Annotated in this window: 18 protein-coding genes and 1 pseudogene; 5 read left to right on the top strand and 14 right to left on the bottom strand. The window is 57.7% G+C overall.

Annotated elements, in window-relative coordinates; all coding sequences use genetic code 11:
* The first annotated feature begins 2 nt into the window (after window positions 1-2).
* Both LAC81_RS30135 and LAC81_RS30130 read left to right on the top strand, forming a co-directional pair.
* The gene (locus LAC81_RS30135; RefSeq protein ID WP_223728332.1) at window positions 3-1,094 is read left to right on the top strand and encodes an FUSC family protein; all 1,092 of its coding nucleotides are present in this window, start codon (window positions 3-5) and stop codon (window positions 1,092-1,094) included.
* A 382-nt stretch (window positions 1,095-1,476) separates the two neighbouring features.
* A pseudogene (locus tag LAC81_RS30130) lies at window positions 1,477-1,886 on the top strand (IS66 family transposase); the annotation flags it as partial.
* A gap of 96 nt (window positions 1,887-1,982) precedes the next feature.
* Here LAC81_RS30130 and LAC81_RS30125 read toward each other — a convergent pair.
* The 9 genes from LAC81_RS30125 to LAC81_RS30085 all read right to left on the bottom strand — a co-directional run bounded on the left by LAC81_RS30125 (window position 1,983) and on the right by LAC81_RS30085 (window position 11,900).
* The gene (locus tag LAC81_RS30125; RefSeq protein WP_223730443.1) at window positions 1,983-2,171 is read right to left on the bottom strand and encodes a hypothetical protein; all 189 of its coding nucleotides are present in this window, start codon (window positions 2,169-2,171) and stop codon (window positions 1,983-1,985) included.
* Window positions 2,164-3,183 (bottom strand): M24 family metallopeptidase, encoded by a 1,020-nt coding sequence (locus LAC81_RS30120; RefSeq protein ID WP_223728331.1) that lies wholly within the window; start codon window positions 3,181-3,183, stop codon window positions 2,164-2,166. Before LAC81_RS30120 ends, LAC81_RS30125 begins: the two co-directional genes overlap by 8 nt.
* A gap of 139 nt (window positions 3,184-3,322) precedes the next feature.
* The gene (locus tag LAC81_RS30115; RefSeq protein ID WP_223728330.1) at window positions 3,323-4,366 is read right to left on the bottom strand and encodes an oligopeptide/dipeptide ABC transporter ATP-binding protein; all 1,044 of its coding nucleotides are present in this window, start codon (window positions 4,364-4,366) and stop codon (window positions 3,323-3,325) included.
* A gap of 1 nt (window position 4,367) precedes the next feature.
* On the bottom strand, window positions 4,368-5,342 hold the full coding sequence (locus tag LAC81_RS30110) for an ABC transporter ATP-binding protein (protein WP_223728329.1): 975 nt from the start codon (window positions 5,340-5,342) through the stop codon (window positions 4,368-4,370).
* The gene (locus LAC81_RS30105) at window positions 5,339-6,175 is read right to left on the bottom strand and encodes an ABC transporter permease (protein WP_223728328.1); all 837 of its coding nucleotides are present in this window, start codon (window positions 6,173-6,175) and stop codon (window positions 5,339-5,341) included. The genes LAC81_RS30110 and LAC81_RS30105 overlap by 4 nt, the downstream gene beginning before the upstream one ends.
* Window positions 6,172-7,137 carry an ABC transporter permease gene (locus LAC81_RS30100; RefSeq protein WP_223728327.1) on the bottom strand — a complete coding sequence of 322 codons (966 nt, stop codon included), beginning with the start codon at window positions 7,135-7,137 and terminating at the stop codon, window positions 6,172-6,174. The genes LAC81_RS30105 and LAC81_RS30100 overlap by 4 nt, the downstream gene beginning before the upstream one ends.
* Before the next feature lie 29 nt (window positions 7,138-7,166).
* Entirely contained in the window at window positions 7,167-8,738 is a 1,572-nt protein-coding gene (locus LAC81_RS30095; protein ID WP_223728326.1) for an ABC transporter substrate-binding protein, read from the bottom strand.
* Window positions 8,739-8,811: 73 nt separating this feature from the next.
* Window positions 8,812-10,104 carry a M24 family metallopeptidase gene (locus tag LAC81_RS30090; protein WP_223728325.1) on the bottom strand — a complete coding sequence of 431 codons (1,293 nt, stop codon included), beginning with the start codon at window positions 10,102-10,104 and terminating at the stop codon, window positions 8,812-8,814.
* Between the two features lie 359 nt (window positions 10,105-10,463).
* The gene (locus tag LAC81_RS30085) at window positions 10,464-11,900 is read right to left on the bottom strand and encodes an aldehyde dehydrogenase family protein (RefSeq protein ID WP_223728324.1); all 1,437 of its coding nucleotides are present in this window, start codon (window positions 11,898-11,900) and stop codon (window positions 10,464-10,466) included.
* Between the two features lie 216 nt (window positions 11,901-12,116).
* On the opposite strand from LAC81_RS30085, the gene LAC81_RS30080 reads away from it, so the two are divergent.
* Window positions 12,117-13,310 carry a hypothetical protein gene (locus LAC81_RS30080; protein ID WP_223728323.1) on the top strand — a complete coding sequence of 398 codons (1,194 nt, stop codon included), beginning with the start codon at window positions 12,117-12,119 and terminating at the stop codon, window positions 13,308-13,310.
* Window positions 13,311-13,326: 16 nt separating this feature from the next.
* Here LAC81_RS30080 and LAC81_RS30075 read toward each other — a convergent pair whose 3' ends face one another.
* From LAC81_RS30075 to LAC81_RS30065, 3 genes are all read right to left on the bottom strand, one after another.
* On the bottom strand, window positions 13,327-14,595 hold the full coding sequence (locus tag LAC81_RS30075; RefSeq protein ID WP_223728322.1) for an MFS transporter: 1,269 nt from the start codon (window positions 14,593-14,595) through the stop codon (window positions 13,327-13,329).
* Between the two features lie 24 nt (window positions 14,596-14,619).
* The gene (locus tag LAC81_RS30070; protein WP_223728321.1) at window positions 14,620-15,540 is read right to left on the bottom strand and encodes a LysR family transcriptional regulator; all 921 of its coding nucleotides are present in this window, start codon (window positions 15,538-15,540) and stop codon (window positions 14,620-14,622) included.
* Between the two features lie 323 nt (window positions 15,541-15,863).
* Entirely contained in the window at window positions 15,864-17,078 is a 1,215-nt protein-coding gene (locus tag LAC81_RS30065; protein ID WP_223728320.1) for a GlxA family transcriptional regulator, read from the bottom strand.
* Window positions 17,079-17,292: 214 nt separating this feature from the next.
* Here LAC81_RS30065 and LAC81_RS30060 point away from each other — a divergent pair, with 214 nt between their 5' ends.
* Window positions 17,293-18,159, top strand: a complete 867-nt coding sequence (locus tag LAC81_RS30060; protein ID WP_223728319.1) for a LysR family transcriptional regulator — start codon at window positions 17,293-17,295, stop codon at window positions 18,157-18,159.
* Here LAC81_RS30060 and LAC81_RS30055 read toward each other — a convergent pair.
* Both LAC81_RS30055 and LAC81_RS30050 read right to left on the bottom strand, forming a co-directional pair.
* Window positions 18,154-19,254 carry an alanine racemase gene (locus LAC81_RS30055; RefSeq protein ID WP_223728318.1) on the bottom strand — a complete coding sequence of 367 codons (1,101 nt, stop codon included), beginning with the start codon at window positions 19,252-19,254 and terminating at the stop codon, window positions 18,154-18,156. The genes LAC81_RS30060 and LAC81_RS30055 overlap by 6 nt on opposite strands.
* Window positions 19,255-19,272: 18 nt before the next feature.
* Window positions 19,273-20,196 carry a nitrilase-related carbon-nitrogen hydrolase gene (locus LAC81_RS30050; RefSeq protein WP_223728317.1) on the bottom strand — a complete coding sequence of 308 codons (924 nt, stop codon included), beginning with the start codon at window positions 20,194-20,196 and terminating at the stop codon, window positions 19,273-19,275.
* Window positions 20,197-20,569: 373 nt separating this feature from the next.
* Here LAC81_RS30050 and LAC81_RS30045 point away from each other — a divergent pair, with 373 nt between their 5' ends.
* The gene (locus LAC81_RS30045) at window positions 20,570-22,210 is read left to right on the top strand and encodes an ABC transporter substrate-binding protein (protein ID WP_223728316.1); all 1,641 of its coding nucleotides are present in this window, start codon (window positions 20,570-20,572) and stop codon (window positions 22,208-22,210) included.
* Window positions 22,211-22,288: the final 78 nt, after the last annotated feature.

Raw genomic sequence — 22,288 nt, 5'->3', positions numbered from 1 at the left:
AAATGTCTGTGTTACACGTCCGCACGCACCTGCTGGAGGCATGCCGTTGGGCTACGGAGGCGGAAGTCGAAGCGGCGGAGATCGCTGCTGCCGCGCTAGGCATGGCCATCCCGATGCTGTTTGCGGTGATCGGCGGCAATCTCGCTCCGGGGCTGGCGGCGGCCATCGGCGGCCTCATCGTTGGCCGCATCGATGTCGCTTCCGGATTGCGGGCTCACTTGCGCCATCAGGCCGAGGCCCTCGCGCCCGCGATACTCGCGGCTCTTCTGGCCGTGATTTGTGCGGGCCGAGGATGGGTTACGGCCGCCGCCCTAGTTTTACTGGTGGCCATCGCCGCAACGCTGAGCGGCCTCAGTCGCGCTGCTGCTGTTGCCGCGACTCGCTTCACCCTGTTCCTAATGATCGTTAGCGCCGTCGCTACACCGACGAAAGCTCTCGAGATGAAGGAAGCTATCGGCCTTCTAGCGTTGGTCACTGCAGGCGCACTTTGGACTTCAGCGCTTAGTCTCGTCTTGGCGCGTGTCGTGCGCCGGAGTAGGAACACCAATGCTCCTGCGTCGCCATTGCAGCCGGTCCCGACCCCTCGCCAGAAGTATTCGCGGTGGCTGCGCTCGCTCGCAACCTTCGCCGGCTGGATTTACCCAGCTCGGCTATCGTCCGGCATCGCCTTCGCCTTTGCTCTCGATGTGAGTTGGCCTGGCCATCACCTTCACTGGATCGGCCTGACACTAGCGATTCTGACGCAGCGGCAGGTCGAGCTCGTGCCCGTCAAGACAACGCAGAGGGCACTCGGCACTGCGATTGGAATTATGGCGGCGGGAATCCTACCCCGCGCGGGACTTACCCCTTGGGCACTCGTAGGGGCTGTTGCTTTCCTGGCCGGTATCCGCCCCTTGCTGCGGGTCAAAAACTACCTTGGCTATTCGGCAGTGATGACACCGCTCATCATTCTCATCGTCGATGCTGGACGTGCTCCAGACAACAGCTGGCTGTTTGACCGGCTGATCGCAACTTTGATTGGCGCTGCGCTAGTCGTGGCAATCAACATGTTGGTATTGAGGCTCTTTTCGCCGCACGACCATCACAAACTGTAACGAAGGCCGTCCAAGTGCCCGTCGCACAGTACGACCGGCGGCGTGTTCAACCCACGGCGTGGAATTCGCGGCGCCTCCTTGCCGCCGACGTTGTCCACAAGCGATAGGCAATCCGTTCCACAAAGACGCAGTCGTTCCTAGAACGGGGTCGCAAATGCCTTGATGGAACGCGAGAGGCAGACGGATCGAAGTAAACGGTGTTCCACTCCAACGTTGTCCTCGCCGCCCTAATCTGTGATCGCCTTTCCATGGACGAGTATTTCTCCGTGGAGACTACGTTGGAGGTTCTCACGGCCAGGAACTCTTGGCGTGAAGCGCAAAGGCATTGGCCGGACGATGCGGTAGAGTTTGCAGCAGTGTTCGTTAATCCTCCCGTTTCGCAATGGAACCGGCCATTGCGGCAGTCTATGCCGAAGCCGAGGCTGACAGCGGTTCGGGTAAAACGCAGCCCAAACCACGCGCCGCCAATCGCGGCTCTCTTTCCGCCCATCGTCCTCGTGCCGAGGAGATCATCGAGCCGGAAAGCCCGATCTGCTCCTGTGGAGGATGCCTGCATTGCATTGGCGAAGACATAACCGAGCGGCTGGATGTCATCCCGGCACAGTTCCGTGTCTGCACCTACGGCGTCTCGCCGGATTGCCGACCGAGGCGATTATCGCGCATGTGCTGGTTTCCAGATATGCCGATCATCTGCCTCTCTATCGCCAAGCTCAGATCAAGAGCCGACAGGGCATCGATCTTGACCGTTCGACGCTGCCCGATTGGGTTGGCCGGGCAGCGTTCGAACTACGAGTAAGCGTCACCGGTAGCCCTGGTCCGCCCCCCGTCCAACAGGCAACCGCCCTGGGGAGTCACCAGGGTTCTCCACCCGGAAGCGCGCGATGCGAGCTAAAGAAGTTGCTCCTCGTACACATAACTAGACAGTTTCACGGGGCCGTTTGCGGTCACGAGAATCTGCTCCTCGAGCTTCACGCCTTCGCCTCCATACGGATCACCGACAAAGCTCTCGACGCAAAAGACCATGTTCTCCTCGACCACGCCGTCGTGTCCGCCACCGTCAAAGCCACGTTTATGCATGACGAGTGGATATTCGTTGCAAATGGGCGACGCAGGCATTCTGCCGTTCAAAGTAGCGCGACGGCAGAACGTTCGCATATTCAGCAATTTCGCGATACGTGACACCTGGTCGGAACAGCTCGATGTTTGCATGCACTTGCCGGAATGCGGCCTCGTATAGCCGGCGTTGATCGTCCGACGGGGGGCGATCGCCCGCAATCCAGCTGCGTGAAATGTCGGCAGAGTAACCATGCGGGCCAATGAGGTCCGAGTCGAACGCGATCATGTCTCCGTTCTGAATGACGCGTGCGCTTGCTTCCTGGTACCAGGGATTTGTCCGCGGCCCAGAATTCAAGAGGCGGGTTTCAATCCATTCTCCACCGAGTTCTATGTTGGCCTCATGGAGGTGAGCCCAAAGTGCCATCTCCGTTATTCCCGGTTCGCGAGCCATATCCATGCGGCGCATGCCTTCCTCGCAAACGTGTATTGCCTCCCTTATCGCGACGATCTCATCCTCCGTCTTGATCACTTTCGCGTAATTGGCGGGTGCTTGGCCGTCGACCACGCGGATGCCCAATTCCTCCAACGCGCGGAGCCCCGGTGGATCGAGCCGATCGACGGCGAGCCGGCGATCACCCCGGCCGTAAAGCATCACGAGGTCCGCTATTTCGCTCGCCCATAGACGCACTTTTTCGTCAACGCGCGGGCCGGTGACAAAGTGATACCAAGGCACCGCCGTTCTCGCCTCGTCCACAGCCGGGTAGTCACGCGATAGATGGCCGCAGCCCTTGAAATCAAAAAGTACGACAGGTCCGTCAGTCGCTACGAAAACATAACGGCAAGGATTGTGCAGCGAATAGACCTGCATGTTAGATGTGCCCGTCGCGTAACGAATATTAATCGGATCGTAGAAAAGTCCGCCTGCGCACCCGACTTTTCGCAATTCAGCGCGTAAACGCTCCAGGCGCGCAAGGTGCATTGTATGAGCGTTGACTTTCGTCTCTGGGAAGCGAGAACGTTCAGGGTCTTCCATTATGACCTCTCTGTATGTGTTTCAGGCATGCGCCAGCCAACACGGCGACTTCACGCCGTGTTCGGCGGACAATTTTCTAGAAAGACGACACCACCGGGGAGAGTAGCCAGGCTAACACGCTACCCCCAGCGTGATGGCGTTAGGGCGGGTCCAGCATCTTCTCGGACCGGCAGAAGGTGGGCGGCACGCTCGCGATCTTCATCGTCTCGGCACTCTGCCCGGGAAGAGGGAAATGACACCTGTAGCTCCCCTGCCCATCGGTCAGCAGCGGAGGCATATCTGTCCGGCACATTGGCTGAACGTACGGACACCGGGTATGGAACCGACAACCGGAAGGCGGATTTATCGGACTTGGAATTTCACCTTTTAGGACGATCCTGCGCTGGCGGAGGGCGGGATCGATAACCGCCCTGGCCGAGAGCAACGCAGCGGTGTAGGGGTGGCGAGGGCGTTGGAAGAGATCCGACGTTACCCCCTCCTCGATGATTTGCCCGAGATACATCACTGCAGTTCGATCCGTCACACGGCGGATTACGTTCAGGTCGTGACTAACGATCACGTAGGTCAGCCCGTATTCCTTCTTCAGCTCCATCATTAGATTGAGAAGCTCGCCCCGAATGGAGAGATCGAGCCCGGCAGTAGGCTCATCAGCGATGATCAGCTCCGGCTGCAACGCGAGGGCGCGGGCTATTGCAACGCGTCGAGCTTGGCCGCCTGACAATTGATGGGGATATTTTTCGAGAAGCTCCTTCGGCAAACCCAGTCTCTCGAAGGCCTTTAAGACTCGGGGCCAATGCTCTGCCATTGGCAGTTTATGGATCCTCAACGGTTCGGCTAGCAACTTCCCGACAGCCATACGCGGCGAAAGCGATGCCGCCGCATCCTGCAATAGCATTTGCACGCGGCGCCGATAGCGGAGCGTGTCCTTTCGCAGCAGTTCAGCCAAATCCTCCCCGGCAAATGTGACGCCGCCTGCTGTTGCCCGCTGAAGCGCTATGAGAACGCGACAAAGGGTGGTTTTCCCAGAACCGGATTCCCCCACCAGCCCGGTGACGGATCCGCGAGGGATGGCGAGCGTGACGTCGTCAAGCGCACGAACGACGTTGCCGAAGGCGACCGTGAGCTTGTCGCACTGGATCAACGTCTCAACTATTTCGTTCTTAGGAGTAAAGTGATTGCCCATGTCATGCCCTTATGCAGCGAACGGAAACCCCACCGCCGAGGTCCTTCATCGGGATCGGCGCGGCGTAGCAGGCCTCTTCGGCAGCGGTGCAGCGCGCCGCGAATGCGCAACCGGTAAGTGGAGCGGAAGGACTCGGCGGGCCACCCGGGATGGTTCTTAGCGGCTCGCCAGTGTCCCCTTCATCTATCTCGCAGCCAAGAAGCGCAGCTGTGTACGGATGTCGGGGATTGCTGATCAGTTCTGCCATTGGTCCGGCCTCCATGACCAGGCCAGCATAGAGGACGATCGCGTCGTCGCAGAATTCTGAGAGCAGCCCCAGGTGGTGAGAGATGAAGAGGACCGAACTCGAGGTCTCCCGTTGAAGATCGCGGAACAATTCAACGATCTGAGCCTCAACGGTAGCGTCAAGAGCTGTCGTGGGCTCGTCGGCAAGGATGAGCTGCGGATTCGTCAGCAACGCCATGGCGATCATTACGCGCTGGCGCATCCCGCCAGAAAGCTGGTGCGGATAGCACTCCAGCCGGGCAACGGGATCGGAGATACCAACCCGCTGCAGCATGGCCTCCGCCTCCTTCAGAGCCGCGGCACGAGAGGTCCGCGGCTTCTTCCGTTTGACGACGTCCACTAACTGCGTTCCCACCTTGAAGACCGGGTTAAGAACAGTCATTGGGTCCTGGAAGATCATCGCGATACGGTCGCCCCGCAGATTTCGCTTGCCGCTTTCGTCAAGCGTAAGCAAATCGATGCCGCCGAACCGTATTGCTCCACCAACGCTTGTCACGTTGCTCGCCAGAATGCCGATAATGGCTGAGGCCAGCGTCGACTTCCCGGAACCGGATTCGCCGACTACACCGACAATTCTTCCGGGTGCGATGTCGATATCGACGCCCCGTAACATCTGGATTGGTCCTCTGCCGCCGGCAGCTTCGACGGACAGCCCGCGAATGGAGACGAGTGGGTCTTCAGTAGGATTCATGTGACTGGCCTCATTCTTGGATCGATCGCGTCACGCAGCGCCTCGCCGAGCAAGGTAAAACCAAGGGTGGCAAGAGCGAGCGCTACACAGGAGACGACCACGGGGATGGTCGACTGGTTAATGTAGGCGAAGCCGTCGTAGATCAGTGTTCCCCAACTTGCGAGCGGTGGGCGCACGCCCAGGCCAAGGAACGAAAGGCCTGCCTCGATCGCAATCACCACCGGAATGTCCATGCTGGCGAGAATGACCAACGGCCCCATGATATTGGGCAAGGTGTGCATCAGTGCGATGCGTGTGCGCGACGCACCCAAGATATGCTCCGCCTCGACGTATGGCTGCTCGCGCACCGAAAGCACCTGAGCTCGAGCTACCCGGCCGAAATGAGGGACCAGCGTTATGGCAATGATGATGGCGACGTTCCACAGACCCGGCCCAAGGACCGCGATGAAGGCGAGCGCCAGAACGAGGCTTGGGAAGGATGCAATCACATCGAAGATGATGAGAATGGGCCGCTCCCAGCGCCCCGGAGATTCCGCCGCAACGATGCCGAGGATCGTCCCAAGCGACAGAGCGATCGCAATGGAGCTTAAAGCGACCCCCATCGCGACAGTCGCACCATGCAGCAAGCGGCTGAACAGATCGCGCCCGAGATGGTCGGTGCCAAGCCAGTGAGCCATGGAAGGAAGTTCGAAACGATGAGTGACGTTGATCTTGTTAGGGGGAGGAAGATCCAGGACCGGCGCCAGAAGGCTAACTAAGCAGATCGCCGCGACCACCACCAAGGCAAAGGCCCCCGACGGTCGCGCCACAATGTTACGTAGAACGCGGCTCATGTGGCACCTCCTGCTCGGATCAGGCCTCGTCGGATACGGGGATCAAGTGCCGTATAGGATAGGTCAACCAATAGGTTAGTCAGAGTAAAGAGCACGACGACGACCAGGACCACACCCTGAAGCACTGGAAAGTTGCGCGTTGCAATCGCTTCGAGGACAAGCCTTCCAAGTCCGGGTCGAGAAAAGATGATTTCCACGAGGACCGCTCCTCCGAGCAGCCGCCCGATTCCCATTCCGACCACTGCAATCGTCGGGATACCCGCATTCTTCAGCGCGTATTTGTAAACAATTTTGGCTTCAGGCAGGCCATAGGCTCGGCTCGTCCGAATGTAGTCAGACCCCAATACTTCCAGTAGGGACGAACGGATCAACCGGGCGATCATCCCAACCCACCCTATCGCCAGAGCCGCGGCGGGCAGGATCATTCGATACAGTTGATCCACGAGGCTGCTTGCGTCGCCCGAGCCGAGCACAGGAAACCAGGGCAGCCAGATTGCAAAGACTACCAAGAGCAGGATCGCTATGACGAAACTCGGGATCGCGATCAAGGCGACCGAGGTGAACGCCAACAATGTGTCGAGCTTTGATCCGGGGTTGCGCGCGGCAAATATGCCTAGCGGAACGCCGATCAAAACCGCCAAGCCGATAGCGGCCACGGTCAATGAGACTGTGTACGGAAACGCGGCCATGACCATCTCAGTGACGCGTCTCCCTGTAATCACATCCTCCCCTAGATTGCCCGTCAGCACGTTCCCAAAAAAAATGACCAACCGTTCGGGGATGGGGCGGTTAAGCCCCATCTTTTCGATGAATTGAGCGGCATATTCCGGGGTAGCCTGCGGTCCCAGCAATGTGGTGGCCGGATCGCCCGGCACCGCGGCGCTCAGCGTGAACAGCACCAACATGGAGCCGAAAATTATCAGCACAGTTGTTGCCAGACGGCTGATGAGGTACCCCGCCATCGGAGCGTTTGCGAGCCCTATCATAGCGGTCACTTAGGCTCGAAGCGGTTATACGTGAGAGAAGTCCCCGCCGGACCGACGCTCGGGCGCACATTATTGCGGTGGACGTATATGAGCGTCTCATGCGTGAGCCAGACAAAAGCCGCCGAATCTTCCATCGCCTTCTGAAAATCTACGATATGGCCTGCCCGCTTGACAGGATTCATTTCCTCGGCGGCCTTTGCAAATGCCTCGTCAAACTCTGGCGACACCCAGCGCTGCCAATTCCAGATCCCGACCTGGTCGCTGGCGAATGGAAAAGCGAGATAGTTCGGATCTAGTGCGCCATTGAAACGCATGATGAACATCTGGAGCTTTTTGCCTTCGTCGCCTTTTCCCGCTGACCAGAAACTGCCACCGTCGCGCACGTCGAGTTCGATGTTGATACCGACTTCGGCGAGCTGTGCCTGCGCGACCAGTGCCATGTTCGTGAATGCCGGTTGATTTAGGACCAGCAATTTGCATGTGAAACCGTCCGCAATCCCGGCTTCGGCGAGCAAGCTTTTTGCCAGTTCGATGTCGCGTTTGTGGACAGGCGCGTCTTTCCAGTGCCCCAAAATCTGCGGCATGATCATGCAGTTTGCGCGTGTGACCTTGCCGTCGTAGCCGGCGGTCAGCATCTCGTCTACATCCAGTGCCGCCCGTACAGCCTGGCGCACTTTGATATTATCGAAGGGCGCATGCTCGACATTGATGCCGAGCCACACATCGGCAATACCGGGCATTTGATCAACCGTGAGATCCGCGACGTTTGCGATGCTGTCGGCTAGCGTCGGATCAGCGTCCGAGAAGTCGAGTTCGTTGGAACGCAGGGCCAGTTCCACTGTCTTCGGGTCCTGGACAACCCTCATGACGAACTCGTCAAAACCGCTTGGTTGGCCCTTGAAATCAGGATTGCGCTTGAGGGTGGTCTGACGCTGACGCTCGAAGGCGGTAACCATCATGGCATTAGAGCCGACTGGTCGCATATTGTGGGATATACCGCGCTCCTCGACGGCTTTCTTGCAGACGATACAACCCGAGGTGCTGGTAAGGACGTATTCGAGCGACGCGCGCGGGCGTTCCAGCAGGATTCGGCCGCTGTATCTGTCGTCCACCTCGACAGCCTTCAGATGGGCCCAGTCTGAAGCGTATGGGCTCTCCTTGCCTTCCGCAGCAGCAAGGCTAAAACGCTCGAAAGAGTACTTTACATCCTCGGCTGTCATTTCCCCGTAGCCATCCGAGAACATCTGACCCGGCTTCAGCTTGAAGCGGATTTCCTTGTCGCTGATCATCTCAAGCGACTCCGCGGCATCCATCTGCACTTCCATTTTGGTAGCATCGACGATGACTTGATCGGGGTTGTAGACGATGAGGTTTTGGTAGATCGAGCGACAGACGCCCGAGTCTTCGGCACCCGAGCGGAACGCAGGATCCAGCACTTCCAGATCACGCCGAGTGCGTATCTGAAGTCTGGTGGTCTGTTCTTGGGCGAAAGCTGCAGGTACGGACGGCAGCAACGCTGTGCCAGCCACAGCTGCCGCCGTCGTCATGAATTGGCGACGATTGATCGAATAAGCCATTATTTCCTCCACCTTGATGCGCGCCCCTCCGCGCGGAAATCTGCCGTCCAGGCCCGACTAAAAAACGGGCGCTCTAAAACTCCCTGCCGAGAAGCTCTTCCTCGAATGGAAAGTCAGAGAGCAACTGGTAGCCGTCCTTCGTTACGACGACCTGCTGTTCCAGCTTCACGCCTTCGGAACCTCCGACTTCACCGCAGTAGCTTTCACAGCTGAGCACCATCCCCTCTTCGAGCACGCCTTCTTCACCGTATTTTTCGTGATGGCCTCTACCGACGATCGTCGGACCTTGGCCGCAAAGGCCGACACCGTGCCACGTCATCGGCATCATCTGCTCCTTGAAGCGCTCAGGCAGGTCGTAAGCCTTCTCAGACATTTCACGGAAGCTTGCGCCCGCGCGGATCAGCTCGAGGTTATGATGCAGTTGGTCGTAAGCCGTGCGATAAAGCGTCCGTTGTTCGCCAGAGGGGCGCCCGCTCGGGCAGAGGAACGTGCGGGAGACATCGGCGTCATAACCGAACGGGCCGATCATGTCAGTGTCGAGAGCCACCAATTCCCGCGGACGCACGATGCGGTCGGTCGCCTCCTGGTACCAAGGATTGGTACGGTGACCCGACGAAAGCAGGCGCGTGTCGATGTACTCGCCGCCGAATTCCACGTTGGTGGCTTCAAGGATGCTCCACAGGTCGATCTCGGACTTGCCGGGCTCAATGGCCTGCTTGATCCGGTACAGGGCGACTTCAGCAATCGAAAGAGAAGCCATGATGCACTGAATTTCGTCGGCAGATTTGATCATCTGAGCGTCCGACAGCATCCGGCCACCCGCAATGACGTCGATCCCCGCATTCTGCAGATGGAGGCCGGTGAAGTACTCCACACGACTGTCCACAGCCAGGCGACGCTTGCCGGTCTTCTGCGGCGGCAGGAACGACATAATGTATTCCGCCCATGACTTACCACCTTCATAGGTCTTGCTGTCGAGGTTGTAACGCCCCTTGGAGGGCAGCGAGATTTCGACGGTCTCCAAGTTGTCGCCCAAATGCTCCGATCCTCCGTACTCAAAAAGGATTGCTTTGCCCTCCGCCGGCACGAGGGCGCAGCGATTGTTGGCGTGCATGGACCAGGGTTGCATATTGCGGATACCGGTCGCGTAGCGGGACATAATCGGATCGGCGAGCAGGATGGCGGGGATGTCGTTCTTACGCAGTTGCTCCTGAACCCGCCCCAGTCGGTAGGCGCGGAGAGCAACCATGTCCATCTGTGCCGCGCCGTGGTCGCTGACGGTCTTTCCGATCGACGTGCGGGTGAGCGCGTTGCGCGTATAGCGAGTGGCCTCCGGGTCGGCGTGCTTCGATGTGTTTTGATCCATTCTTACTACCTCCGCTGTTAGGATTGGGAAACGCTAACATGCAGAGAATGAGCCTTGTAGTGCCATGGATTTATCGAAAATCAATTATTCTTTTATATTAAGAGCTCGCCTGTTTTCGCTGCTTGGAGCGAGCCAAAACCGGTCCCTTGATGGAGCAGATATCGTAAAATTCAGTCAGTAAAATATTGAAATACCACGACTATGAGACCAAGCCCTCGCGACGGAAGACACATCCCTGCGGCGAAGGAGCTCGCAGCCATTTTGATGACGCTTTTATCAAATATTGTTTTGTCTTCTATCCATGATAGAATCAACAAAGGGCGCCTCACCGGACGCCCTCTGCTGCACAGCGTCACGGCTCAAGCCGCGCTACCGTAACCGCGAATCCCTTTAATTTCGAGGAATTCTTCAAGTCCGAATTCGGCGCATTCTCGTCCATTGCCAGATTGCTTGTAGCCACCAAACGGCATGTCCGGGTTCGAGGCGGGATAGTTAATGTAGACGTTGCCTGCACGCATCCGCGAAGCGACACTCCTGGCCAGCGCTATATCTGTCGACTGAACATAGGCGGCAAGCCCGTATACCGTCGAATTGGCTTCGTCGATAACCTCTTCCAGGTCTTCATAGGGAAGCATCGACAGGACAGGTCCAAAAATCTCTTCACGGGCGATTCTCATGTTGGGCGTAACGTCCGCGAACACGGTCGGTCGAATGAAATAGCCCTTGTTCAAGCCATTCGGCCGCCCTAAGCCTCCCGCGACGAGCCTTGCCCGTTCCTTGATGCCACTTTCGATCAACTCCTGGATTTTTTCGTATTGCATGCGGCTGGCGACTGGTCCCAGCCTCGTGCCCTCTGAGTCTTGCAGACCGACGACATAGGAGTCGGCTGCTGCCTGCGCGTAGCGCACAGCTGCATCATACTGTTCGCGATGAACAAACATACGACTTGGAGCCACGCAGGATTGCCCGCTATTCAGGAAGCAGCCCGAGACGCCTTTTTGGACAGCGTCTTCGAGGTCGACATCGGGCAGCAATATATTGGCAGATTTGCCGCCCAACTCCTGATGGACACGCTTGACCGTGTCGGCAGCGGCTTTTGCCACGAGCACGCCCGCGCGGGTCGAACCGGTAAAGGAAACCATGTCGACACCGGGGTGGCGCGAGAGCGCGGAGCCGACAGTCGCGCCGTCGCCGTTGACGAGATTGAAGACACCGGGCGGCGTTCCCGCAGCATCCATGATCTCCGTGAAAATGATTGCGCTGAGCGGGGACTGCTCCGCTGGCTTAAGAATCATCGCGCAGCCCGCTGCAATTGCCGGCGCAACCTTGCATGTGACTTGGTTGAGCGGCCAATTCCACGGCGTGATAAGGGCCGCGACACCGATGGGCTCCTTGGCCACCAAGGAATCGCCACGGACTTCCTCGAACGGAAACCAAGTCAAGATCTCGATCATCTTATTCAGATGGCTTAAACCCATGGCGACGTGACGCTCATAGGCAAACCACTTAGGCGCGCCCATCTCCCGCGAAATCGCCCAGGCGAGATCGTCTTCGCGCTTGCGGTACTCCTCGACAATCCTTTGGAGGAGATCGATGCGCTCGTTGCGCGCGCTCCGCCCGAATGTCCGGAATGCCCGTGAAGCGGCGGCCACCGCTCGATCTACATCTACCTCGCTGCCCATTGAGATTTGCCCAACGGCAGCCTCGGTCGCCGGGTCGATGACATCGAAAACCTTTGGCGTGGCTGGCTCAACCCATTTCCCGTCTACATAAAACTGAAGATCGTGGACACCCATATTTTGACTCCTCCGCAAATGGCTTGCTTGGCCGTCTGGCGCTCCGCCTAACGTGACTACGCGGCGTCGATGATCCTGTTCACCGAGCGGCCCCCAGCGTCGCATTATGATAAACAATGCTCATTTTTCTATAGAACGTGATCATCCTTTCCAAAGGCAAAAATGATGAATACGATAAATCGCGTTTCAACTGGATGGCACTCACGGGAGGTTTCTATGGATGGTGACGTGTTGAAAATGCCCGCAAGGCAAATCGCTCGGTTGGCTGAGACGCTGGCGACCCGGCAAACGGCCGAGCCACTGCGTGTCGGCATCGTACAGGACATCGAGATGCGGGAAGCGATGAGCGCCCTACCCCGGTTTCCGGGCCTAAGTTTCGCGACGCTCGTGCTAGAAACCGATGGAGCGTTTGCGGATTTTGATATCTCCGCCCGCTCCGGACATTTGGCAGGCGAAATGGAAACCTGCATCCGGGACTTCGTCGAGAACGGAAATTTCGACCTCATCGTAGAGGCGACTAGCCGGTCCTTAACGGGCGCAATGGCCTGCCACGCTGCGCTCGACTGCGGCCATTCTGTCGTCTCCCTTAACCCGAGAACAGATCTTGCCCTCGGCCGATACCTGCGCCACCAGGCGGTCAGCAGGGGCCTTCGCTACGTATTCTGGCCCTCTGAGACGGTTCAAACTGCTTTGGAGCTGCGACAGGGGCTTGAGAGTGCGGGCTTAAGGATTGCATCTTTGGGCGCCGCGGTTCCTGCTTCCGGGGAAGGCGACGAGGATCTGTCGCTGTCGGATGCCTCCTCAGTCATGATCGATATGGCGTGCCTGGCAAATGCCACGGGTATCTCATTCGAGCGCCCCGGAATGAACGGAATGCGCTGCAGCCTCGACGAGCTCGCCCAGCACTATCGGCCGATGCATGCAGGTGGAATTCTCGCGGTCGACAGCTGCATCGACTACATGGTGCTCAACGAGGGAGCCCCCGGGGTCTATGCCGTAGTCGAGGAGCCGGCCGCGGCCGAAGGCGGTGGAGCCACTTTCCGGACGATCTATAATCCAGTGAGCCATTTCGAACATGGGTGGCTCGCCAGTCTTGCCGAAGTGCTGGCTGGCGATCGAGATCAGCAAATCTACCGGCCCGTCGCCGATGTTTGCGCCATCGCTATTCGTGATGTGAAACCCGGAGAACGTTTGCCGGGCAACAGCAGCAAAGATTATCGCCATGTGGCCATGCGGATTGATGAAGTTCGTTGGCGGGAATCGATACCGATCGGACTGCTAGAGGGCGCTATGGCGAAGCAGATTATAGAGGCGGACGAGCCGATCGTTCTGGAAAACTGTGTGATCGACCACACCAGCCGCCTCTATGCGTTGCGGGGTGTGCAGGAAGAGCTCCGAGTTGCGAGCTAAATGAGAGTTCGGAGGTCTATCGCTTCGGATAGACCTCCTTCGCCCGCCAGTAGAAGAGAAAGGCAAAAGCGGCCTCGAGGGCAAGCAACCCGAATACCAGCTGGTAGGCCTCAAGCGGATATTCCGGACCGCTCGGTGTCATTGTCGGTTCCCAGAGGTCGATCAGGTATCCGGTCATCGCCTGATGGATGAAGACGCCGCCGATCTGGGCGGTATTCATGAGCGTCAGCCCTCGCGCTACATATTCCCTGGGAAACAGGCCCCGCGAATAGGCGAAGACCAGCGGGCCGAACGCACCGAACAGGCCAAGTCCTGCTAGAAAGACGGGCAGTACCTCACGGGGAATCTTGGTGAACGTCAAAGCCACGAGGAACAGGAACGTGATGCTGCTGCCAATCAGAATTGGCTTCCTGTAGCTCTGGAAACGGCGGTCCGACATCCCCCATAAAAAGGTACCGAGAGCGCCCAATATCCCGTTTGCAAGCAACGTATTGCCACGTTCTACCAGTTCCATTCCATATATGTCGTGCAACCATGGGCCACCCCAAAGACCAAGAATAACGGAGGACGGACCGACTGTTATCACTTGCATGGCCATCACCGGCGCAAAGCCGGGCATGCGGATGACATCCTTGAGACCGGTGATCGACGAATATAGAAGTTTCGGCACGTTCGCTTTTCGCGACACTGGCGCTGCAGGCTCGCTCTTCATCGAGACGGCAATCGCCGCCAGCACGATGATGCCGAATGCAGCCGTTCCCCAAAACACGCTACGCCAGCCGTAAGTTGCCGCGGCCGAGGCGAGAGGAGCTGTCGCAAAGAGCATGCCGACCATTCCGCCGCCCATCTGGATACCGATCATCGTAGAGAAGCGATCCGGTGAGAAGCGGTGGGCGTAAACGGCGAGCGGCGCCATCAAAAAGCTGGAGCAACCAATCCCGATGATCAATCGACCTATCGCGAGTTGCGAATAGGTAGTGCCTGTTGCGAAGATCGCGCACCCAACCAGCATCACACAGATGGCCCCGAGGATGATCCGCCGGGCTCCGAATACGTCGATCAGCACGCCGACGGGGATCTGACATAAGGCAAACGAGAGGAAGAAAAACGAAACCAATCGGGACAGCTCAGTGGCATCCAGGCCGAGCTCAAGCGAGACGTCAGGCGCGATAACACCAACTGAATTCCTCAGAAAGGTGCTGAGCATATAGAGCAGAAGGCATGATCCCACCAAATATACCGTGCTTCGCGTGAGTTCCCCCTGCGCAAGATTCTGATCTGACATGTCCCCTCCAATTTTCCTCGATGATTAGAATTCCATGAGACTACTAGCCTCGGATAAGATGATCTCCCGCAGGCGGTTCACGCTCGAGAGGTCGCGCGTCTCGTCATTCTGCGCCAACCACAAAGGGTCGCCGGCCGCGACCCATTGATCGGTAAGCGCCAAAAGTTGACCGTCGCGCAGGTAGTCCAGAACAAGATAGCTCCAGCCAAGCATCACGCCATGGCCGCAGAGTGCTGCTTTGACCATGATCCCGTAGTCGGTGAAAACGTAGCGAGGCACTTCCCTGGGGAGCTTCCGCTTGGAGAGAAGCGACCACTGACTCCAGGTGAGATAGGGGTGCATGGCGTCATTGAGGTCGATCAAATCGACGCGTGCGAGATCCTCGAGCGGCTTGTCATGCGATAGGGCCGATCGAACCGAGGGGGCGCAGACCGGTGTAACAACCTGGCGGCAAATACGCCACGATTGGCGGCCTGGAAACGAACCTGTTCCACGCGTGAACCAGAGATCCACCGTGTCCCGGATTTCCTCCGGGGCCATATCCGTCGTGAGAATCCTCATTCTTATTTCGGGTGCGGCGATCCGAAAGCGCTCGAGTCGAGGAAGAATCCAATGCGCGGCGAACGAAGGAGAGCAAAGTACGGTCACCGTGTTTGGATCGTTGCGGGCCCGTCTGATGGCTCGTGCAGACGCCAAAAGCGTAGACATCGTCTCTCGCACCTGCCCGAGGACCACGCGCCCTTCGAACGTTAGCTCGGTGGCCCGACCGCGCCGAAGGAAGAGCGTGATGCCGAGGCGCTCCTCCAGCGTCTTGATACGGTAGCTGATAGTAGGCTGGGTAACGTTCAGCTCCTCGGCGGCTGCCGTGAAACTGCCCAGGCGAACCGTAGCATCGAAGGCGATGAAGCCCGGAGTGTAAAGATCGAGTTCGCGCAGATCATCCATAAACAATCCCTCTCATTTCCATAAACGATTTGACTGCTTGAATGAACACATACACCGTTATCGATAAAAGCGAAGGAAATTCGTGTCTGTAGGCGACATGCTTTAGTCGCGCGCGAGAATTTGTTCGTCCGACCGCCATCGAGGGTGGACAACTTGTTGTCGGTGCAAGAATGCGCACGAACAGGAAAGCACGCGAAGCTTCGTAGCGCGGCGTTCAAGCGGGCTTCGTCGCTACGTCGGAAGCCGATCAGTCGCAAGTGAAGTCATCGACCTCGAACTTGTTGTGCTGTTCGTCGAAGTACTGCCGGCTTGCGGGGCCCAGATTAGGTTTGTTCCCCAACTCTTCCACGCCCGTGATCTGCAGACGTGCCGCCGTTGGGGTCACTAAAATGTCGCACACCTCCGGCGCTATATGCCGCTCGGTTATCCGGTTTCGTGCCATATGTGGGAGCGTTGTAAATCCCCTCCGATGGAGCCGTTTGAGATCCGTTTTGGAGGACCAAGTCGTCAGCTAAATGGGAGACTTGCGACACTTCCGCTGATTTCGCCGACCTGGCGTTTCGTTCCGCGGCCGGGCTGACGCCGAAGTGAAGGCGGTAGCGACGGGCAAAATGTGGTGCGGAAGAATACCCGCAATGCTGGGCGACGACATCAACTGGCAAGCTCGTTCTGCAGATGAGTTCATGCGCACGTTCCATCCTGAGTTCAGAGTAGAAATCAATCGGCGTTCTATCGAGGTGCGACAGAAATAGCCGCTCAACCTGCCGCGAAGACAGCCCAACACGCTTTGCAAGAACAGCGAGATTGATCGGAGCGTGAACGCTGCTTTGCATTAGGCGAACCACATCACAAAGTTTCGTGTGAGTAATGCCGTAACGCGCCTCGGGTGTCATGCGTTGCGCCTCCCCCTGTCCTCTGATCTGGGGATGGTTGAACTGGTCGGAAATCGCGACAGCAAGCGATCTGCCATGAAACGACACTATGATGCTGAGCATCATATCCAACGTGACGGTACCGCCTGACGACGTGATGAAGGAACCGTCGACGGTAAAGATGTCGTTCGTCGCAAGAACGTTCGGGAACATTTCCTGGAAATCCGCGAAGTTTTCCCAATGCACCGTGCAGCTACGACCGTCCAACAGTCCAGTTCTCGCCAAGAGATAGGCGCCTGTACTAATCCCCCCCAGCAGCACGCCCTGGCGGTTCAACCGTCGAAGCCAGGTCAGAACGCGGTTGTTAAAATTCCGCGCTGGATCGGCACCACAACAGACAATTACGACCTGGCAACGAGGCGCATTCTCTATGCTGTTGTCGATTGGCACTGCGAACCCAGCGCTGTTCTCAACCGGGCTACCGTCTTGAGAAATCAGCACCCATTCGTACAACGGCGTCTCACTGAGACGGTTTGCTTGGCGCAATGGATCCAGCGCTGCTGCGAACGCCAACAGTGGAAACTCTGGCGTCAGATAGAAACCTACCCTGACACACTCCAAAGGATGCTTCGACGCTCCCGATGCCATTGATGTGCTGTTTGCCAACGCACCACTGCCTTTCCAATCGATTGTTGACCGACAAAGTTAAGGCTGTTCCGCAAGCGCTTTAAAGTAGCGACCACGACATTTTACAAAGGTGAATCGACATCCGCGACGCAGTTGCTCGTTCGTAAGTTGGAACCCGACCGAGGAACTGCTAGTGAGGAATTCGCACGCCGAAAGTGCATTGTGACCAGCAGCTTTATCGGGATCGGCCTTAATGAACATCGATGCCATACGCGCCTTTCTCTATGTCGCGGAACTCGGAAGTTTCACCCAGGCCGCCGCCAGGCTGGATATTATGCAGTCCACTGTAAGCGCACGCATTCAAGGGCTCGAAGGCGAGTTGTCGTGCATCTTGTTCAAACGCAGCCGAGGCGGGACGGAACTGACTCGAGCAGGGAGGGATTTTAGGGAGTACGCGGAGAACATCGTACGAACTTGGGACCATGCCCGACAGCGGATTGCTCTACCCACCGGCTTCAGATCCCTCTTTCGTTTTGGGGGGCCGGTTGCGCTGCAGGACGAGCTCTGCGTTGCCTGGGCGCAATGGATGAAACGGCAGGCTCCGCACGTGGCATTGCAGTTGGAGTCGGGACCATCCGAGATGCTTACAACCGCGCTGTCCACGGGCATGATGGACGCAGCGATAATGTATCTGCCACAAAAGCGCTCGGGTCTCGTTTCGGAGGACCTTTTGGTCGAAGACCTAATTTTGGTGCGCCATCCGGCACTTGTTGGGCGGTGGCAAGAAAAATTCATAATGATTGACTGGGGTTATGAATTCAATTCTTCGTTCAGCCATGCATTCCCCGACGTCCCTGGATCGTCGTTGTCGGTTGGTATAGCTGAACTCGGATTGAAACACGTATTGACCCTTTGCGGGGCCGCATACTTGCCACATAGCCTCATCTCCCCTTTGATCGCTACCGGTCAATTGGAACGCGTTCCTGACGCACCTACGTTCCAGCGGGTGGTCTATCTAGTCTTTCCAACGCAGAGCCGCGATCCGGAGGTTTTGGAGATCGCTCTAGACGGCCTGAGAAAGCTCGCGCTGACGCGTGGCACTAAGCGCGATAACTCATAACAGACTCGGGCTCGCGGCCCGCCTCCCATCGACACGCCATTTCTGCACTGTGCCATTGCCTGAACAGGCGAAAACGAATTCGTGCAGGTTCATGGTGGGGTCCACATGAGCCGGAATGAGCAGCACAGGATCACCGATTTTCGCACCCCAATCGGAACGCGGCCGAATGCGGGTATGCTCGTCGGAAAGGCCCAGCACAGTGAAGTCGCCGTCAGCGGACCGAGGCGGCCCATATTCTCCTGACATACTCTTCAGGCCAGCATTGAGAACCGCGGCCGCCGGCTCTCGCCGACTGATCAAGGTGGTGCAGCAGTAAAGCGCGTTTTCAAAGCCGACGCCGACGTCCGAGTAGACTGCGTCCATCAATACGTAGGATCCGGCCTGTATCTCTGTGAGCACACCATGCGCGTTGGCGAAGTCTAGAGTTCCCGTTCCGCCGCCCGATATCACCGGACAGGGAATTCCACCTAATTCGATTCGCTTCTTCTCATGCCGTAGCGCCTCAGCGCTTTGCCATGCCAGCGCGTTGCGTACCGCGCGATCTTCGCGCACCACTGCATGGCCTTCGTAGCCTTGAAGACCGAGGAAATCGAGTCGGCTCGAGGCTCGAACCTCGGCGGCAAGCGGCAGAAGTCGGGAAGAGCCGAAATTTAGGCCGCACCTCCCCATGCCGACGTCGACCTCTATTAAAACGCCAAATCGCACGTGATAGGCACGCGCCGTTTCCTCGAGCATCTCTACATGTTCGAAGCAATCTACCGCCACCGTGATACGTTTCAACTTCGCGGCTTGTGCGAGCACGACCAGACCTGCCTTTTCAGCGACCTGATTGGCGACGAGGATGTCATCGAAACCCGCTTCCGCCAGCACGAGCGCCTCATGCGCAGTCGCGCAGGTGATCCCGCAGCAGCCACCCGCCTCTATCTGTAGTCGCATCAGACTGGTTGTTTTGTGTGCCTTGAAGTGCGGTCTCAGTTTCGCTGCCCCGCGACGTACGAGATCCACGGCAACACCGATGTTCCGTTGCGCCGCATCCAGGTCAATCGCAAGCGAGGGCGTTGCCATCAGATCGACCGCGGCGCGCGCTATCGTCATACCGGCCTCCTACGTGGATCAGATGGGTCCAGCGCGTTCGGCAATCAGCCGATATTGGTCTGGCCGCCGGTAGTTGGCGAAATTGAAATTCACCTTTCGGCAAGTCGCGATCAGGTCGAGGTTCGAACGATACAATACTACTTCGTCCTCAATTGAAGTCGCCTTGGTCGCGATCTCGCCTGTCGGCGCGATGATGCATGATCCACCGATCTGCATCTGCCCCTCTTCCATTCCCGCCTTCGCCGCGGCCGCTATCCACAACGTGTTCCCATAGGCGCCGGCCTGCATGGAGAGATGACTGTGGAACTCGCGCAAGTGATCCATTTCCGGTGCCTCGTCGAGCGATGACGGCGTGTTGTATCCGATCAAGACAACCTCGGCTCCGTTTAGACACAACATACGATAGGTCTCGGGCCAACGGCGATCATTGCAAATCGCCATACCAACTCGTACGCCAGCAAAGTCGAATACTCCAAACCCCAGATCCCCAGGTTCGAAATATCTGCGCTCGAGCGTAACGGTTGTAGCCGGCGTCGGTTCGTCGCCGCCTGGAAGGTGAATCTTGCGGTAGCGGCCGATGCAACGGCCGTCACGCCCAACCAGGTCGGCCGTGTTGTACCGCCTTATCCGATCGCCATCGCGGACAAGTTCGGCGTAGCCAATTGAGAAGCCAATTTTCAGCTTGGCTGCTGCTTGGTACAGCCGCGTGGTTTCAGGTCCGGGCATAGACGCTTCATAGAACGAGAGCAGTTCCGCCCCCTCCTCAATGTCCCATCGGGGGAAGAAAGGCGTCAACGCCAGTTCCGGGAACACAGCAAGATCGGCACCTCCAGTAGCAGCTCGTTCAAGCAGATAGATCAGGCGGTCGACCGTGTCTCGTCTCGATGCCGTACGTGATGTCGGGCCAAGCTGGCATGCGGCCAAAGTGAGGTATCGCGTCATAGCCCATCCTTGAGCGGAAGTTGCGGGATGGTCGGAAGATGAACGCCATGAGCGATTTTGTAAATTGCTTTCTCGATATTATAGCGTCCAGAAATCTATTTTTCAAATTCAAGTGGCGATTTACGGACTGCATCGGTGTCATCGAGGCGCGTTTGCGACGAGAACGTCGTGTCGTGAACGTGACGATCAAAACACGCGTCAGTACCATCCGGATGACCGATCAATCAGGGAGAGGAGCGAAGGGACTAACCACAAATCCAGGAATGACAGTCGATACACGCCCGCATCCGAAATCAAAAAATGGGGAACGAAGATGCCTTCCGGTAGTGAAACTCTGCTTCCAAACATTAAAGACCAATTCGAAAACCAAGCTATGAACCGCCGCGAGTTCATTCGGCTTGCAGCGCTGCTGGGGATATCTGCTTCGGCCGCTTATGCGATGGCAGGTGCTGAGGCACCAGCTTTCGCTTCCGATGACACACCCTTTCCGCCCGTCGACCCAAATGCGAGAGCGGGTGGCACATTGCGACTTGGCGACGCTGTCGCCAAATTGGACGACCCGGCGACGTTCGCTCAGAACCAGATGGTCAACCAGGCGCGCCCAATCCTTGAAAGCATGTGTTCCCTGGCCAACGACAATGTCGTTCGACCCATGCTGATAACATCGTGGGAACCGTCCACCGATCTCAAGGTGTGGACGCTGCAGGTGCGCAAGAACGTCATGTGGCACAACGGAGAAGAACTCACGGCCGACCACATAGCTTGGAACATTCGACGCTGGGCGGATTCTTCAACTGGCTCGCCGAATCTCGGGCTCTCGACCTTCAACGCCCTATCTGAGGCAACTGGCGCGTCCGACCAAAAGGGCAATCCAATCAAAAAGCCGACGAAAAACGGCATTGAGGTCTTGGACGCGCACACACTCCGACTTAACTTAACCACACCCGTGCTGTCGGTCCCAGAAGACTGCGCCGAGAAGACGACACTTATCGTGCATCCCTCGTTCAAGCCGCCCTTCTCCGACGACCCGATTGGCACCGGCCCTTACACCTTGGGCGAGCTCAGGGTCGGCGAGCGATGCGTGCTCAAGCGGCTCAAGACCACGACGGACGGTAAGGATTTCTCTTATTGGGGCGGCGAAGTCTATCTCGACGAGATCCACTTCTACCACTTCGAGGCCGAAAATCAGCCCGCCGCGCTAGCGTCCGGTTCAATCGATGTCGCCGCCGAGTTGACAATCGATCAACTCGAGCTTGCGAAGTCGATCGAAGGCGCATCCATCCTGTCTACAAACACGGCCAACACACTGTGCTGCCGGATGCAAATCGATCAGAAGCCATTCGACGATATTCGTGTGCGGCAAGCCATTGTGAAATCGGTGGACAACGCCGCTATCAAGACGCTGGTCTTTCCAGACGGCGGCAGTGTCGGCGCCAATTTTCATGTCAGCCCGGTCCATCCAGAGTATTTTCCTTTGCCGGACATGGTGCGCGACGTGGAGGGAGCAAAGAAGCTGTTAGCGGAGGCCGGGCATGAGCAGGGCCTGGACATCACCATTACCGTCGGCAACACCGATGGCCCGTGGCACCAAGCTGCCTGTGAAGCTATCCGCGACCAGATGAAAGATTCCGGGATCAACCTTTCCATCAACGTGCTTCCGGCCACCAAGTTCTGGGAGGTGTGGGACAAGGCCCCGTTTGGAGCCACGCCGTGGGATCATCGTCCGCTCGGCACAATGGTGCTTGCGCAGGGCTATCGCTCCAACGTGCCGTGGAATGAGACCCATTTCTCAAACAAGGAGTTCGATGATCTCCTCGATGAGGCCGGCGCCACGATCGATGTCGAGAAACGGCGCGCCAAGATGGAGCAAGTCGAGAAGATCCTACAGGATGCTTGCATCATGGTGCAGGCATTCTGGCGACCGATCTATGGTGCCGCCCTGGACACCGTGCACGGATACGCCGTCAATCCCGGTCGGCAAATGCAATTGACCAAAGTCTGGGTCGGGAGCTGACGTTTTGACAAACATCATGAAGGACGTCAGCACCGGCACATCGTTCGCCCGGTTGGCACACCCGTATGGAATGGTCGG

Origin of the sequence: Ensifer adhaerens (genome assembly GCF_020035535.1) — a bacterium.
Classification (GTDB): Bacteria; Pseudomonadota; Alphaproteobacteria; order Rhizobiales; family Rhizobiaceae; genus Ensifer.
This window is presented reverse-complemented; position numbering and strand designations above follow the sequence as displayed.